14 protein-coding genes are annotated in these 15826 nt (G+C 53.8%); 13 read left to right on the forward strand and 1 reads right to left on the reverse strand.

Annotated features, from left to right (window positions below; genetic code table 11):
- The 4 genes from ABNS66_RS10410 to ABNS66_RS10425 form a co-directional block, all read left to right on the forward strand.
- A partial coding sequence (locus tag ABNS66_RS10410) for a DUF3458 domain-containing protein (RefSeq protein WP_348655317.1) occupies positions 1 to 1655 on the forward strand: 1655 nt, incomplete at its 5' end.
- 133 nt (positions 1656 to 1788) lie between these two features.
- The gene (locus ABNS66_RS10415) at positions 1789 to 2418 is read left to right on the forward strand and encodes a phosphoadenosine phosphosulfate reductase family protein (protein WP_286694855.1); all 630 of its coding nucleotides are present in this window, start codon (positions 1789 to 1791) and stop codon (positions 2416 to 2418) included.
- 69 nt (positions 2419 to 2487) lie between these two features.
- The gene (locus ABNS66_RS10420) at positions 2488 to 3516 is read left to right on the forward strand and encodes a quinone-dependent dihydroorotate dehydrogenase (RefSeq protein WP_286694856.1); all 1029 of its coding nucleotides are present in this window, start codon (positions 2488 to 2490) and stop codon (positions 3514 to 3516) included.
- Between the two features lie 4 nt (positions 3517 to 3520).
- On the forward strand, positions 3521 to 4180 hold the full coding sequence (locus ABNS66_RS10425) for a MarC family protein (protein ID WP_286837852.1): 660 nt from the start codon (positions 3521 to 3523) through the stop codon (positions 4178 to 4180).
- Here ABNS66_RS10425 and ABNS66_RS10430 read toward each other — a convergent pair.
- Positions 4170 to 5000 carry an acetoacetate decarboxylase family protein gene (locus ABNS66_RS10430; protein WP_286694858.1) on the reverse strand — a complete coding sequence of 277 codons (831 nt, stop codon included), beginning with the start codon at positions 4998 to 5000 and terminating at the stop codon, positions 4170 to 4172. The genes ABNS66_RS10425 and ABNS66_RS10430 overlap by 11 nt on opposite strands.
- A gap of 176 nt (positions 5001 to 5176) precedes the next feature.
- On the opposite strand from ABNS66_RS10430, the gene ABNS66_RS10435 reads away from it, so the two are divergent.
- The 9 genes from ABNS66_RS10435 to ABNS66_RS10475 all read left to right on the forward strand — a co-directional run bounded on the left by ABNS66_RS10435 (position 5177) and on the right by ABNS66_RS10475 (position 15784).
- Positions 5177 to 6499: an AarF/UbiB family protein gene (locus ABNS66_RS10435; RefSeq protein ID WP_286694859.1), complete on the forward strand. Its 1323-nt coding sequence runs from the start codon at positions 5177 to 5179 to the stop codon at positions 6497 to 6499.
- A gap of 149 nt (positions 6500 to 6648) precedes the next feature.
- Positions 6649 to 7866: a HAMP domain-containing sensor histidine kinase gene (locus ABNS66_RS10440; protein ID WP_286837854.1), complete on the forward strand. Its 1218-nt coding sequence runs from the start codon at positions 6649 to 6651 to the stop codon at positions 7864 to 7866.
- 4 nt (positions 7867 to 7870) lie between these two features.
- Positions 7871 to 8854, forward strand: coding sequence for a DUF3369 domain-containing protein (locus ABNS66_RS10445; protein WP_286837856.1), 984 nt, complete (start codon positions 7871 to 7873; stop codon positions 8852 to 8854).
- A 2-nt stretch (positions 8855 to 8856) separates the two neighbouring features.
- On the forward strand, positions 8857 to 10050 hold the full coding sequence (locus tag ABNS66_RS10450; protein WP_286837859.1) for an ATP-binding protein: 1194 nt from the start codon (positions 8857 to 8859) through the stop codon (positions 10048 to 10050).
- A 10-nt stretch (positions 10051 to 10060) separates the two neighbouring features.
- Positions 10061 to 11722: an EAL domain-containing protein gene (locus tag ABNS66_RS10455; protein ID WP_286837861.1), complete on the forward strand. Its 1662-nt coding sequence runs from the start codon at positions 10061 to 10063 to the stop codon at positions 11720 to 11722.
- Positions 11723 to 11881: 159 nt separating this feature from the next.
- The gene (locus ABNS66_RS10460; protein WP_286837863.1) at positions 11882 to 13192 is read left to right on the forward strand and encodes a serine hydrolase domain-containing protein; all 1311 of its coding nucleotides are present in this window, start codon (positions 11882 to 11884) and stop codon (positions 13190 to 13192) included.
- A 143-nt stretch (positions 13193 to 13335) separates the two neighbouring features.
- Positions 13336 to 14838, forward strand: a complete 1503-nt coding sequence (locus tag ABNS66_RS10465; protein ID WP_286694865.1) for a DUF3336 domain-containing protein — start codon at positions 13336 to 13338, stop codon at positions 14836 to 14838.
- A 98-nt stretch (positions 14839 to 14936) separates the two neighbouring features.
- Complete coding sequence (locus ABNS66_RS10470; RefSeq protein WP_286837864.1) at positions 14937 to 15377, forward strand: YeeE/YedE thiosulfate transporter family protein; 441 nt, start codon at positions 14937 to 14939, stop codon at positions 15375 to 15377.
- Positions 15374 to 15784: a YeeE/YedE family protein gene (locus ABNS66_RS10475; protein ID WP_204997023.1), complete on the forward strand. Its 411-nt coding sequence runs from the start codon at positions 15374 to 15376 to the stop codon at positions 15782 to 15784. The genes ABNS66_RS10470 and ABNS66_RS10475 overlap by 4 nt, the downstream gene beginning before the upstream one ends.
- Positions 15785 to 15826: the final 42 nt, after the last annotated feature.

A 15826-nucleotide genomic window follows, 5' to 3' on the forward strand; every position in this document is an offset into this window, starting at 1 on the left:
ATGCAGAATTTTCCGCTGACATGGGATCGCCGACCGTAAAACGCGTCGAAGACGTTACGCTGCTGCGTACCGCCCAGTTTGCCGAGGATGCGGGCCCGATGGCCCACCCCGTGCGCCCCGACTCCTTTATTGAAATCTCCAATTTCTACACGGTCACCGTCTACGAGAAGGGTGCCGAAGTCGTTCGCATGATTCATACCTTGCTGGGACCTGAGCGCTTCCGCGCGGGTAGTGATTTGTATTTTGCGCGCCACGACGGCCAGGCGGTTACCTGCGAAGACTTTGTTAAGGCAATGGAAGATGCCAGTGGCGTGGACCTAAGCCAATTCCGCCTTTGGTATTCCCAGGCGGGTACTCCCCAGCTTTCAGTGCAGGGCGACTATGATGCGCAGGCCCAACGCTACACGCTCAGCGTTACGCAGTCCTGCCCTGCCACGCCCGGGCAGGCGGAAAAGGCGCCTTTTCATATCCCTCTTAAAGTGGCCTTACTCGGCGAAGCGGGGCAGCTTCCTCTGCAGCTTAAGGGGCAGCCACAAGATACTGAGACGGCGGACAACACCGAGATGGTGCTCGATGTTACCGAGGCCAAACAGCAGTTTGTCTTTGAGAATGTCATCGAGTCGCCGGTTGCCAGTTTATTGCGCGGTTTCTCGGCGCCAGTGAAGTTAAGCATGAATTATCAGCGTGCTGACCTGTTGCGTATCATGCAGAGCGACAGCGATGGTTTTTGTCGTTGGGACGCCAGCCAGCAGCTCGGGTTGGCGGAAATTCGCAATGCCCTTGCGGCGCAAGCTGCTGGAGAGGCCGCTGAGGTTGCGCAAGATTACCTGGATGCCTGCCAGCAACTTTTAGAGGACGCACAGCTCGACCCCGCAATGGTAGCTCTGATGTTGCAGTTGCCCTCGGAAGCGTACTTGGCAGAGTTGATTTCGCCGGTCGATGTGCATGCTATCCACCAGGCCCGTGAAGCCTTGCGCAAGGGTATTGCTACCGCGCTTGTTGAACCGCTGCAGGCGGCCTATCGCCGTTGTGCAAGTGATGAGGCCTATCGACCAAGTGCTGAGCAAATTGCTCGCCGAAGCCTGAAAAATGCAGCGCTGTCCTATTTGATGTATACCTCGCATGGGCCAGAAATGGCGCGCGAGCAATTTGAAACCAGTCGTAATATGACCGACCGAAGTGCGGCATTAAATGCGATTGTAAACAGCGATATGCCCTACAAGTCAGACGCCTTGCAGCGCTTTTATCAAGACTGGCAGCACGAGCCCTTGGTGATTAATCAGTGGTTCCAGGTACAGGCGATGTGCCGCCTGCCCGGCACCCTTGAGCGGGTAGTCGAATTGATGTCACACCCCGCCTACGATGCCGCCAATCCCAATAAAGTGCGGGCATTGGTGGGGGCGTTCTGTGGTCAAAATGCGGTGAATTTCCACAGCGAAGATGGCGCAGGCTATGCCTTTCTCGCCGACAGAGTCATCGAGCTCAATCAACGTAACCCACAGATCGCCTCGCGGTTATTGGGGCCACTGAGCAAGTGGCGGAAATATACGCCTGAGGTACAACAACGTATGAGGGGCCAGCTGGAGCGTATTCTGGCGGAGCCGGAACTGAGCAGCGATGTCTATGAGGTTGTGTCTAAAAGCCTGAAAGACTAGTGCGCTATAAAAATTGATTTTGTTATAACAATATTCGCATTTGTTATAACTGACTGATTTTTATAGCTTTTTATTGTTTTTCTGCAATCATGTGGTAAAGTTGCCAACCGTAATATTGGCAGTGAAGACGATCATGGACATTGATATAGACACATTGAATGCAGAGCTGCGCGACAGGCCCGCGGAAGAGATTATCCGCTGGGCGGTATCGCTGGGGCAGCCGGCGATGTCGTCTACGAGCTTCTCGCCGAATGCCGCTGTGATGCTGAAGCTGATCACTGATGTGGATCCGAGTATGCCGATTGTGTGGGCCGACAGTGGCTACAACGTGCCGGACACCTACCGCGTGGCGGAAAAATTGATCAAGCTGCTAAAGCCCAACTTGAAGGTGTATATCCCTGAAATGACGGCAGAGCGTCGCAACGCCTTGATGGGGGGCATTCCACACCCGGACGATAACCCCGAGCTACATCGCGAATTTACGCGACAGGTGAAGCTTGAACCGTTTAATCGTGCTTTCGAAGAGATTAAACCGAAAATTTGGCTCACCGGAATTCGAAAAGAAGAGACGGCGTTTCGTCAAAGTTTGGACGTTTTGTCCTGGGACGGGCGGGGCATCTTGAAAGTGGCGCCAATTTTTTATTGGACAGAAGACGACGTTCAGGCCTATATGGCCGAGCACCAGCTGCCCAGCTGCAAGCATTATTTTGACCCCACCAAGGTCGCGGAAAACCGCGAGTGTGGTTTGCATACCTCGGCGTGATCGAGGCTCGGGCTTTTTCCCGGCGCCGCATTTCGCTATGCTGGCGCCAAATTTTATAAGGGCCCCCACATGTATTCGTTGATTCGCCCCCTGTTGTTCCGCCTGTCAGCGGAGACTGCCCACAACTTTTCCCTAAAGTCGTTGGACCTTGCCCACCGTCTGGGTCTTACAGCGGTGCTGAGCGCTAAGCCGGAGTCGTGTCCTGTTGAGGTTATGGGTATTCGCTTCCCCAACCCGGTTGGCCTTGCGGCGGGTCTCGATAAAAATGCTCGCCATATCGACGCACTGGCGGCACTGGGCTTTGGTTTTATTGAAGTGGGTACGGTCACCCCGCGTGCCCAGCCCGGTAACCCCTTGCCGAGGTTATTTCGTTTGCCCGCCGCACAGGCCATTATCAATCGTATGGGCTTTAATAACGACGGTGTCGATGCGCTGGTTAACGCTGTCGAGGCCAGCCGTTACGACGGTGTGCTCGGTATTAATATCGGTAAGAACAAAGATACGCCTGCCGAGCAAGCGGTAGATGACTATTTGCATTGCCTGCGCAAAGTCTATCCATTGGCCAGTTATGTAACGGTGAACTTGTCGTCCCCGAATACACCCGGTCTGCGAGACCTTCAATTTGGTGAACCCCTGCGAGAGCTGTTGAAGGCGCTAAAGAGCGCGCAAGCTGAGCTGGCAGCGGAGCACGGTCGCTATGTGCCGATCGCGGTGAAGATCGCACCGGATATGGCCGAGGGTGATGTTCGAGATGTTGCCAAGGCGTTTGTTGAAGCGGGCATCGACGCGGTGATCGCCACAAACACCACGATCGCCCGTGAGCGGGTGGCTGGGCTGCCCCACGGTGATGAGGCGGGTGGTTTGAGTGGCGCACCCGTGCGTGAGGCATCCACCGCGGTGGTGAGAATATTAAGCGACGAGTTGGCCGGACGTCTGCCCATCATCGGGGTAGGCGGTATTAGTGACGATGCGTCGGCGGCCGAAAAAGTGGCGGCGGGTGCGTCCCTGCTGCAAGTGTATACCGGGTTTATCTACCGCGGCCCCGCATTGATTCGCGATGCGGTGAGCGGCGCCAAGCGAGCGATCACTCGTGCCTAGTGGTGTGTTAGAAGCATTCAGTGTTGCGTTTACCACCTTTTTCGCAACGATCGGCCCCATTGATGTCGCAGCGATGTTCGCCATTTTCTCCGGGGATCTGGATGCGAAAGAACGCCGCCTGACGGCCATGCGAGGCGTGTTAGTGGCCTCGGTCATTTTGTTTCTTTTCGCGCTGCTCGGTGAGTGGATTCTGAGTATTCTCGGCATATCTCTTGCCGCGCTGCGGGCTGCCGGTGGTGTGCTATTGCTGCTGATTGGTATTGATATGGTGGCGGCAAATGGCAGCGGCGCCACCACAACAACGCGAGAAGAGCGGAAAGAGGCGGAAGCGAAGGCAGATATCGCCGTGTTCCCCCTGGCAACACCATTAATTGCCGGGCCTGGAGCAATTGGCGCGGTGATTCTGCTAATGGCCCACGCCGAGGGAGATTATCTCCAGCAGGGCGCGGTGGCGCTCGCGCTACTATTGGTGTTACTGGTGACGCTGGCGGCGCTATTGCTGGCGAGCCGTTTGCAAACACTGCTTGGCGTCACCGGTATGCACATGGTGAGCCGAGTGTTTGGGGTTCTTTTGTGTGCCTTGGCAATGCAGTTTCTATTTGACGGCATTGCCCAAAGTGGTCTGTTGGGCGCCGTGTCAGCGCCCCAGCAGATTAGCGGCTGAAAGGCTGGCCGATCGCCACTGCCTCAGGGCCCTCAAAGCGAAGTTTGGCGCGTGCCATCGACACACTACACAGCGGTTTTTTCGGTAAGCCCAGTGCGCGCAAAGTCTTCGCCAATGAGTGCTCCTCGCCAATTCTAGGCGGGTTTCCCCCCATGCTGAATCGCAGGCCTTCGCCTTCGGTAATGCCCACGGTCTTCCAGGCTTTGCCGTTGCGCACGGCTAGCGATGGCGCTTCTTGTGCCGGCGCTTTGCTCTTTCCACCGGCTTTTGCACTGATTTCGAAGACCAGTTGATCGTCGTCGTTAAAACGGGCGCGTGCCTCGTGCTCATTGAAGTGCACATCAACATCGGTAACCCATTTGGGAAAGCCCCAAATATAGCGCCCAGCATGGGTGGTAAAGCCTTGGTTTACCGGCATTCTGTAGACGTAGTTGGCGAGTTTGCCGCGCATAACGCGCCACATTGCGCCGAAAACCGGCAGTGGCTGCGACTCTCCTGGCGTTAGCACCGGGAAGACAATGGCCGCCTCGTTGTAGTCCCCCAGATCGTTTTCCCGATAATCCACGGCAAGAAGCTGCATGAGTGCTTTGCCAGGCCAGAGCTCCACCACTTTGAAACCGGTATCTGCTATCAATGCCTGCGCTTTTTGGCTGTCTACGGTATAGATGTTCATCAACATAGCGGCGTCGTTAACCAGCACAGGCAGGTCGACCTGCTTACCGTCAATGTCGTAGCAGCCGTCGCTAATGTGCTTGCATACATCGTCGGTGTGTTTGCCCTCAACCTCTTGTTCGGTTGCGTGGATAGCGGTGTCTTGCATGTCTTAGCCCAGTTTATTGTTATTTCGATGGCTAGATTGTAGCCAGTCGATGAGTGTTACGACATTACAGTGCTGTAATGGCACATTGTCGGAGGCTGTTCGCTATGCCGCAGCAGTGCAATAGGCGATAATAGTGCCGAGAATCCTGTGCTCACGCAGGTAGAGAGGATGCATTGATGGCTACAATTCCACGGTTTAAACCACTGATTCCCGAGCTTTCCGCTGGCCGCAATATTGGTATCGCGGAATTGGGACTTCGCGGATCACTGCGGTTTGCGCAAACGGTCGCTACCGTGTGCCCTCAGGCGCTGAAATGGTTGCTTCAGTGGCGCCAGCCGAAACCGGCGGAGTTGCGCGAGCTGTTCGAAGCGCTGGGCGCTACGTACATAAAGTTTGGTCAGTTCATTGCGAGTTCACCGTCCATTTTCCCGAAAGATTATGTCGATGAGTTCCAGGCCTGCCTGGATCAAACCCCGGCGATCCCATTCACGAAGATCAGGCAGATCGTTGAACAGGAGCTGGGTTGCCCGCTGGAGGAGGTTTATCAGCGTTTTGATGAAACAGCGCTGGCGTCTGCGTCCATTGCGCAGGTCCATGCGGCAACCCTGAAAACGGGCGAAGATGTCGTTGTTAAAGTGCAAAAGCCAGGCGTTCGGGCTGTACTGACGACTGACATGAATACGGTATATGTGCTCACGCGGGTGCTCGAACTGATTGTTCCCAATACAGATCGCGATGCGGTGGCGGGGCTGGTTGCAGAGATGTACCAGTCGATGATCGATGAATGCGATTTCGTCAAGGAAGCGGAGAACCTTAACGTTTTTCGGCGTTTTCTAGTAGAAACAGGCAATGACCGGGTGACTGCGCCCAAACCCTATCCGAAGGCATCTTCTGCGCGCGTGCTGACCATGGAACGGCTTTATGGTTGTGCGCTAACCGATCAAGGCCTTCTGGGCGGGAGAGACCCCAGTGAAGGGCTATTTAATGCCCTCAATACCTGGTTTGCCAGTTTGACTCAGTGTTCCTTCTTCCACGCCGATCTGCACAGTGGAAATTTACTGCTGCTTGACGACGGCCGTGTCGGCTTCATTGATTTTGGTATGGTGGGCCGTATCCAGCCGGAGGCATGGCAGGCGATGTTTGCGCTATTTAACGGTGTAAGCTCGCAGAACTACCGAATGATGGCCGAGGCGATGGTGGCCGTTGGTATCACACGCGACGAGGTGGATGTAGAGGCGCTCACGCAGGATATTACCGCGCTATTTACCAACCTGAATGCGCTGGACCCCGTGCGGGTATTGGAGAACAACACGGGCGATGGTGTGAACGCGTTGTTGAGTGACTTAGGTGGTATCGCCAGAAACTACGGAATTCGTTTCCCGCGTTCATTTACGATGCTATTAAAGCAGTTCCTGTATTTCGATCGATATATGGAGTTGTTGGCACCCGGTGTTGATTTATTTCGCGATGAACGCGTGGATATGATGTTCAACATGTAGCGCCGCTAGCTAACGGTAAGGCTATTATCGGGTAGGTAGTACACACGATATTTTTTGCGCCGCCGCCGCTGTTAACTACGTCACATAAAAGGCCGAAGCAGATAGGCTTTGCGGGCAGTCATACGAGTTAACGGAAGGGAGGATGTGGATTGAGTCGCGGCTATCCAGTCCTCACGTTGAGAGCATCGGCATTAATCGCTCTGCTTGTCACTGTCGCCGTGCTATCGATTTTGCTCGTGTTAGCAAAGCAGCATGTCGATCTGGCGCAAATCACCGTTTTTTCCCTTCTTTCTTTGGCTCTCGGTTACGCCACTTTTTACGTTTTGAGTCGTCCCCATTTCTCTGCGTTGCTGCGTTTGGCCAACACCTTGCGAAATATTGAGCAGGGAAATGGCGTGGCACCTAGCTTGGAGGCCCCCAAGGGCGAGTTAAAGGAGCTGGGTGAGGGGCTGAGCGCGATGCTTGCCGCGATGGCCTCAAGAGAAGCCAAATTTGTTGCTGCGCAGCGTGAGCTCGAACTAAAGGTGAGCGAGGTTGCGGTAAGTAATGCTGAACTGGCGGCGACGCTGCGGCGTTTAAAGGCGGCGCAGGAGCAGCTGGTAACAACGGAGAAAATGGCGTCCTTGGGTGGACTGGTTGCGGGCGTTGCGCATGAGATCAATACGCCGGTAGGTGTTGGTGTTACGGCAGTATCCAGTATGAGTAGCCGAATCATCGACGTGCGAAATAAATACCAGGCCGGCGAGCTGGGACACCGGGAGCTGAATGACTTTCTCGACAATACCCAGCAGCACTGTGAATTGCTGCTCAGTAATCTCAGTCGCGCGGCGGAACTCGTCAGCAGCTTTAAACAGGTTGCTGTTGATCAGAGTGCGGATGATCTGCGTGAATTTGATTTGGGGGTGTATTTGTCTGAGGTTTGGCGCAGTTTGAGCCCCCAGCTTAAGGGCACCTCGCTGCGCTACGACATGTCAGTTAATGATGATATCCGGGTGTTTAATTATCCGGGCGCCTTGTCTCAGGTACTGACTAACTTAGTGATGAACTCCATTACCCATGGCTATGAAAGAGGGGAGGAGGGTCACCTGCAGCTGGATGTTCGCCACGATGGCGGGGAGGTCGAGTTGGTCTATCGCGATGATGGACGGGGAATCGCTCCAGAGCACTTGGGGCAGGTCTTTGAACCATTCTTTACCACCCGGCGAGGCAGGGGCGGAAGCGGCTTAGGCATGCATATCGTCTACAATTTGGTAACTGGGCAATTGCTAGGCAGCATTGAATTGCACAGCGAGCCTGGTTGTGGTGTGGAGGTGAAAATCCGCTTCCCCGCGAATATCCACCCGGGAGCGCAAACTGAAAATGGATAAAAGCGTGTCGCAAGAAAACGATAAATTACAACTGGCGGCCGATAGTCCTGCGGCTAGCAGCAGACATAGTGACCCCTGGAAGTTGCTGGTAGTGGACGATGAAAAAGTCGTGCACTCAGTCACGCGGCTCGCCCTGGAAGATTTTGAGCTAGGCGGGCGCGGTTTGCAGATGATCAGCGCGTATTCGGCTGCCGAAGCGCAGACGCTACTTCAACAACACGACGATATCGCCGTGATCTTGTTGGATGTGGTCATGGAAACTGATCATGCCGGGCTGGAGTTGGCACGCTATATTCGTGAAGAGCTCGGCAATAACTTGGTGCGAATCATCCTGCGTACGGGGCAAGCGGGACAGGCGCCTGAGCACGAGGTGATTACGCGCTACGACATCAATGATTACAAGGAAAAAACCGAACTTACCCGACAGAAATTATTTTCCACCGTCTATACCGCCCTGCGCTCCTTCAGGGACCTCAGCGCGTTAGATAATAATCGACGCGGATTATTGCGGGTCATTGAGGCATCTGCGGCAATTTTTGAGCGCAGGCAAATGCACGCTTTTTATGATGGCGTACTCGAGCAGATGATCGCTTTGTTATACCTAAATCGTGATGCGATGCTGATTCGTGCGTCGGGAATCGTAGCCGAAGCAAATGCACGTAAACTGCAGATACTGGCCTCGGCAGGTAAATTCACAGATTTTGAAGGCGAAGTGAGCTGCACTGAATTTGATGAGGTGACTCGTGAGCGCTTGCGTGCAGCGTTTGAGAAAAAGTCCAATAACTATGGCGACAATTACTGGGTGAGTTATTACCAAACACAGGCAGGAACCGAACAATTATTGTACGTTTCCGCGCGAGATAATTTTTCGGTTCCCGATATCCAAATGATTGAATTATTTGTAAGGAACGTCGCTATCGCGCACGATAACGTGGAATTAATAGACAGCCTGCGAGATGGAAAGTGCGATGACGGGAGTGGGAGATAACAGTGGCTATCGATGACCCCCTAATGCTGGCGGCAGACACCGCGATACAGGGTGAGAACCAGACACCCAATCAGGCATCAAAAACGTGGAAGATCCTGATTGTCGACGATGAAGAAGAAATCCATGTGGTGACGCGTTTGGCATTGCATGACTTTACCTTCGGCGGTCGGCAATTGGAGTTTATCAGCGCCTATTCGGGTGCTGAAGCGAAGACCATGGTTCGCGACAATCCCGATGTGGCAATTATTTTGCTGGACGTTGTGATGGAGACGGACAGTGCCGGTTTGGATGTGGCGCAATATATTCGCCAGGACCTTGGCAACCATTTTGTTCGCATTGTACTGCGAACCGGGCAGCCTGGTCTGGCTCCGGAAAGGCGGGTGCTGAAAGTCTATGATATCAATGACTACCGCGCGAAAACCGAGCTCACTCAAGACCGTTTGTTCTCGGTCATTTACACGGCGTTGTCATCCTATCGCGACCTGGTTTCCCTGGCGCGAAGTCGTCACCAGCTTATCGGCTTAGTCAATGAAATTGAGCAGTTGTCTCACTTGGCTGCAAGAGACCTACAGGTGCCTTTAAACGAAGTAGTCGGTACGATCCGTCGCCTGTCCTCGCAAAAGCAGGAGGCATTGCCTGCTGCGATTGCCGAGGATGTCATGGATATGCGGGAAAATATTTATGCGATGCAATCGGCGTTGAATAAGCTCGTTGCCCTGACGTCGGTTGGGCGTTTCAACGAGAGCCGCGAAACCGTAGACTGCAATGCGGTGATCCACGAGGTGTTGGTGAATCTCGATGCTGAGTTTCGCGCTAGCAGCGCCAATCTCCACTGTGAGGCATTGCCCACGATTCACGCCTGCCACCGGCAAATGGTTCAGCTATTTCAGAACCTGATCAGCAATGCCATTCGCTTCACAGAAGGTCATGCACCGGACATTTATATCAATGCCGTTACCCACGAGCGGAACTGGTTGTTTTCGGTGACGGATACCGGTCGAGGTATCAGCCCTGAGCAGCACAGTAGCTTGTTTAACCTGTTCCATCGCGATAGCACCGAGGGTGTCTCCAAGGAATCTGGTGTGGGGCTGGCGATATGCGAAAAAATCGTGCGCTGGCACGGTGGGAAAATCTGGTTGGAGTCTGAGGTCGGCAAGGGGTCGACATTTTACTTCACCATCCCTCTGAGCGAGTAAGGGGCGAGCGATGCGTGCTGACTGGATCGTTTCGGGCCTCTCACAGGCGATACTGTGCACGGATAGCGAGGTTAATATCTGTTATCTCAACCCCGCGGCTGAGCAGCTATTAGCGGTAAAGAGTAGCGATGTGTGTGGCAAGCCGGTCAGCGAAGCGCTCGGGTTAAAGGATGAGGCCGGCGGCATGTTAACGGCGGCCTCGCTGAAAGACCTGTGCTCGCAGGGTCATGAGGCGAGACTGCGTTTATTGGCAGATGGCGGTGCGCCCGAAGCCGAGCTAGCGGCGGGTGTGTCGCCCGTCCACGATGGGGCGGGAGAGCAGGTGGGTTACAGTCTCATGCTTGCATCTCATACCTTGTCGAATCTCGACAACGCCGGTGCGGTGAGCCACCTCGACCCATTAACCTCTTTGGAGGGGCGAAAGGAATTCGAGCACCGTATTGATAACTTGGTGAATGATGCTGCCACCAGCTCCCGCACTCATGCATTGCTCTACATCGATATTGACCAGTTTAAGCTGATCAACGACACCAGTGGGCATGGCGCGGGTGACAACCTGATTAAGGTGGTTGGGGAGTGTATTCAAGATGAATTGTTTACCGGCGACCTACTTTACCGTTTAGGGGGCGATGAGTTTGGTGTGCTGTTGAGCAATGTTGACGCGTTTGAAGCACGCGCTATTGCCGCGCGCTTGGTTAAGGCCGTTAAGCGCATCAATTTCAACTGGGGCAATATCAGCCACCGCGTATCGGTAAGTATTGGCGTTGTCCTTATTGACCAGTATTCCCTGGAACGTCAGACCGTGATGAGTCAGGCCGATGTGGCGATGTACTCGGCTAAGGATAATGGTCGAGATCGCGTTCACATATACGATGTACAAGATAAGAACCTTAGTCGCCTGCATGACGAGATGGATTGGGTGCATCGTATAAACGAAGCCCTGAGCAACGACGACTTTTGTCTGGTGCGCGAGCACATCGTATCGCTGGGTGATGACACCTCAGCGCTAAGCTATAGTGAGTTGTTGCTTCGCATGAAGTACAAAGGCGAGCTGCTCAGCCCGGGGCAATTCATGCCAGCGGCGGAGCGCTTTGGCCTTATGCCGCAGGTGGACCGATGGGTTGTCAATGCCGCCATTGCGTACCTTCGCGCGAATCCACAGTTAACGCCTGGCGAAAATATGTTTTCGGTTAATATCTCCGGGCAGTCACTGTGTCAGGAGGCCTTCCTTGAGTTTGTCTATAGAAAACTTCGCCGTGGTCATGTTGATCCGGGGCTGATTTGTTTCGAAATTACTGAAACGGTTGCGATCACCAATTACTCAGTAGTGACGCGCTTTATTGAGCGCGTGCATGAATTGGGAGGGCAGTTCGCACTCGATGACTTTGGTACGGGCATGTCGTCCTTCGGGTATCTGCAAGAGCTGCCGGTGGATTTTGTCAAAATAGATGGGCTCTTTGTCCACGATATGGACACCAACCCCGTGCACGAGGCCATGGTTCGATCTATCAATGACATCAGTCATGTGCTGGGTAAGCGCACAATCGCTGAGTTTGTCGAGCGAGAGTCAGTGCAAGACAAGCTGCGTGACTTAGGTGTCGATTTTAGTCAGGGGTATTTGCACGGTCGCCCTGCGCCGCTGTTAGATGGCAGGGCACAGGCGAACTCCTGATAAGCCTTGTTTGCCTGAAATTCCTGCCACAGTTTGCTCAAATGCCCGGATTTCTACTCCATTTCGGCTCTAGTTCACACTCTTTTGGCATGCTATAACTGTGCGTTATTGTGCAGTAACCTGATTTCCGGGGCGCTGTGTCGACCAAAGAGTGTAGTTATGCTGCTTTCCAAGCAATGCAAGTCATTGAGTAACAAGATTTTTCGTGCGCCGGGTGCCGAGTACCTCGCCACGAGTAAAGCGATTATTGATAGCGCTGAAGTTTCTCCCGAAGGGACGGGAATGGAAGCAGGCGATGTCGATGCGATATGGCAGAAAGCCGAGGCTTTACACCGCAGTGGTATGCACCCGATGGTTAGCATGACCCTTCGGCGCAACGGTAAGCTTTTGATTAATCGCAGTATTGGCTACGCGCGCGGCTTGGAAAGCGGCGAACCAGAGGTTGCCGAGCTGGATACCCCCGTGTGCTTATTTTCCGCCTCCAAGGTGGTAACGGCGGTACTGATCCACAAGCTTGCTGAAGATGGACTGATTGACCTCCTCAATCCGGTCAGCCACTACATTCCCGAATTTGCTCAGGGCGGGAAGGCGAATATCACCATTTACCAGCTATTGGCACATCGCGCGGGCGTTCCGGGTGTGCCACCGGGCACGCCAACGGAGATTCTTTTTGATCCGCAGGCCGCGCTGGAGAAAATCTGCGCGGAACCAGCCTTATGTGAAGACGGCAGGGTCGTTGCCTACCATGCAATCACCGGTGGTTTCGTGCTCGCCGAGCTTATTCGGATATGCACGGGCAAAGACATTAATACCTACCTGGATGAAGTGATCCGCAAGCCTATGGGCATGCGCTTTTTCCGTTACGGGCTGGAAGAAGCGGACCACCACCACGTCGCTGAAAATTATATTAGTGGTATGGCGAATATCGGCCCGGTAGGCCGGCATTTAGAGAAGGTGCTGGGAACGGATGTCGATTCCGTTGTGCATTTGTCCAACACCGCAGACTTCTTAAACGCGCAAATCCCAGCGGGCAACCTGTACGCAACGGCTGAAGAAGCCAGTCGTTTTTTCCAAATGCTGGTGCAACAAGGGGAATGGCAGGGTAAGCAGGTGTTATCGCCGCTGACAGTCAACCGCCTTACACGGGAGGCGGCGCGCCCACAATTTGATCGCTCGCTGATTATTCCCATGCGATATAGTGCTGGCGCCATGTTAGGTGGCCGTCACATTGGCGTGTACGGGCGTAATACACCCTACGCTTACGGGCACTTAGGATTTTCTAATATCCTTTGTTGGGCAGACCCCCAGCGGGATATCGCGGTGTCTATTCTCAATACCGGCAAGCCCGTTGTGGGCAATCATATACTGAGCTTGCTGGGCTTGGTGGACGGAATCAGCACGCGTTGCGCGCCATGCAAGAACATGGAGATATTGAACAGTAAAATGCCGCGATTTTCGTTGAACACCTAGTCATTTTATTGTTCACCGACTCTGTTATTATTGTATAACTAACTGGCACTAGTGAACTAAGCATCAGTGCTGATACTCGGTTCGCACACAAGCTGCTACGGTGATGTGTGATTGCCTTGGTACACGGCCAAAACAGGAAGACCATGCCCTCTACAATTAAGAAGCTCGACAAGAAATTGCAGGAAGCCTCCAGCTTTGATGAGTGGAAGTCGCTGGCTCAGGAACACGATCGCAGCTCGGGTCGGGCTCACTGGAAGAAGATCGACAAGACTAGCTTGTACGATTACGCCTCGATTCGTTCTCGACTCGAGCGTCTCAGGTATTTTCGCGAGAACAACGACAATATTGGACTGCTGTTCACCCTCAATGAAGGGATACACGGCAATATGGGTGGCATGGGTAAGCCCGTGCTGTACTCCCGTGCAAAATTTGGCACCAAGGAGCTGATTGGCGACTACGTCGATGCCATTGTCGATGCCCTGGATCACCTGAGTAATTTGGACTGTGATCAGCCCGGCTTTGTGGAGCGCTTGGACTTTTTCCGTCGCGCGAATAAGTGTTACGGAAAGTCGGCGTTGATGCTCAGTGGCGGGGCGATACTGGGCAATTTCCACGTTGGCGTGGTTAAGGCGCTGATCGAACAAGACCTTTTGCCCGACGTTATTTCCGGCGCCAGTGCCGGCTCGCTGATCGCTGCCGTGCTCGGCACAAAAACTGACGAAGAGTTGGGGTATTTCCTCGATACCGATAACTTGTTGCAGGAATTGCGCTTAGAAATGGAGCTGGTCAACAACGACCTGTCCAGCACGACTCCCCGCATCAATCACCGTATGCTCAAGGAGAAGATCGCCAAGCTGGTACCGGATATGACCTTCCAGGAGGCCTTTGAAAAAACCGGTCGCCACATTAACATTTCGGTCTCGCCGTCTGATGTTCACCAGACTTCTCGCCTACTCAATGCGGTTGCCTCGCCCAACGTCTATATTCGCAAAGCGGTTCTCGCATCGTGTGCAGTACCCGGCGTATTCCCGCCAGTGATGTTGGAGGCGAAAAACGTCCACGGACATCCCCAGCCCTATTTGGCGACGCGCCGTTGGATCGATGGTTCCTTCAGTGACGATTTGCCTGCTAAGCGTTTATCCCGCCTGTACGGCGTGAACCACTTTATTGTCAGCCAGACCAATCCCATTGTGTTGTGGATGTTGCACGATGCGAAGTCGGATCAGGCGGGTGTCGTTAAGTCACTGCGGCACTTCACAATGCGTAGCCTTAAAGAGTGGTACAAGGTTAGCAACGGCCTGATTCAAAAATACTTTAAGTCCTCACCAAAGGTGCGACGGCTGGCGAATATGGCCAATGCGGTCATCAGTCAAGAGTACACAGGGGACATTAATATTATCCCGCGCTACCGCTTTTTTGATCCGCGCAAGCTTCTCAATGAGCTGACAGAGGATCAATTGCGCTTCTTTATCAAAGAAGGGGAGCGAGCGACCTGGCCGAAAATTGAAATGATTCGTACCAGTACCAAGATCAGCCGGAAGTTGGCAGATATTTTGGAACGCTATGAAGATGAAGAGATGGTGCGACTGGGTAAGAATCATCAACACCACCTCGGCGCAGAGATGCCGCGAAGCCGTCGCGCCTAAGTAATTAATCTCCCGCTAAGCCCCGCTTGAGCTTGAACCGCAGCGGGGCTGCTCGTACTATTTGCTCTCCTCAGGCCTGCCTAACAACGGAGAGTAGTATGGTCGAAGCTACAACCTTTACCCCCTATATATCAGCTTTTGGTGGCGCCTTAATTGGCTTGTCAGCCGTTTTGCTTATGTGGTCTGTGGGCCGTATTGCCGGGATATCCGGAATCGTTGCCGGGGCGGCCTTGGAACACGGTGAGGAGCGTAACTGGCGACTGCTGTTCCTGCTGGGGTTATTCATTGGCGCGGGCGCAACAGCGGCGCTAAGTGGGGCACTAGACGATATTCAGCCCCTGGTGTCGACGCCGGTGCTGGTTGCCGCAGGCGTACTCGTTGGTGTCGGTACGTCTATGGGCTCAGGCTGCACCTCTGGTCACGGCGTATGCGGCATCTCGCGTTTTTCCTGGCGCTCGATTGTCGCCACGTGCCTATTCATGTTGAGCGGCTTTGTTACGGTATTTGTGATGCGCCACGTACTGGGAGAAGGCCTGTGAAGAATATTGTCATAGTGTTGGCGGGGGCCTTGTTTGGCGCCGGTATTGCGATTTCTGGCATGGCCAATCCGGCCAAGGTACAGAATTTCCTCGACCTCTTCGGGGTGTGGGATCCGAGTTTAGCCTTTGTTATGGGCGCAGCGCTTGTTGTTGCAACACCCGCCTATTTTTTCGTTTTTAAAGCGGGTAAACCGAAATTTGCTGAGCGTTTTCACCTGCCCGAACGCAAGGATATTGACCGCAAGCTTGTGGCCGGAGCCGTGCTGTTTGGCATGGGATGGGGCTTGAGTGGTCTTTGTCCCGCTCCGGCACTGGTAGCGATACTCAGCGGTATTGGTCACTTTGTTGTGTTTGCCCTGGCAATGCTTGCCGGCATGATCCTTCAGCGGCAGTTTATGTCGCGATAGCGCCTGTGGAAAGTGCCGGATTGAGTGTAAACTGCAGGCTCT

This window comes from uncultured Spongiibacter sp., from assembly GCF_964011655.1.
GTDB lineage: Bacteria > Pseudomonadota > Gammaproteobacteria > Pseudomonadales > Spongiibacteraceae > Spongiibacter > Spongiibacter marinus.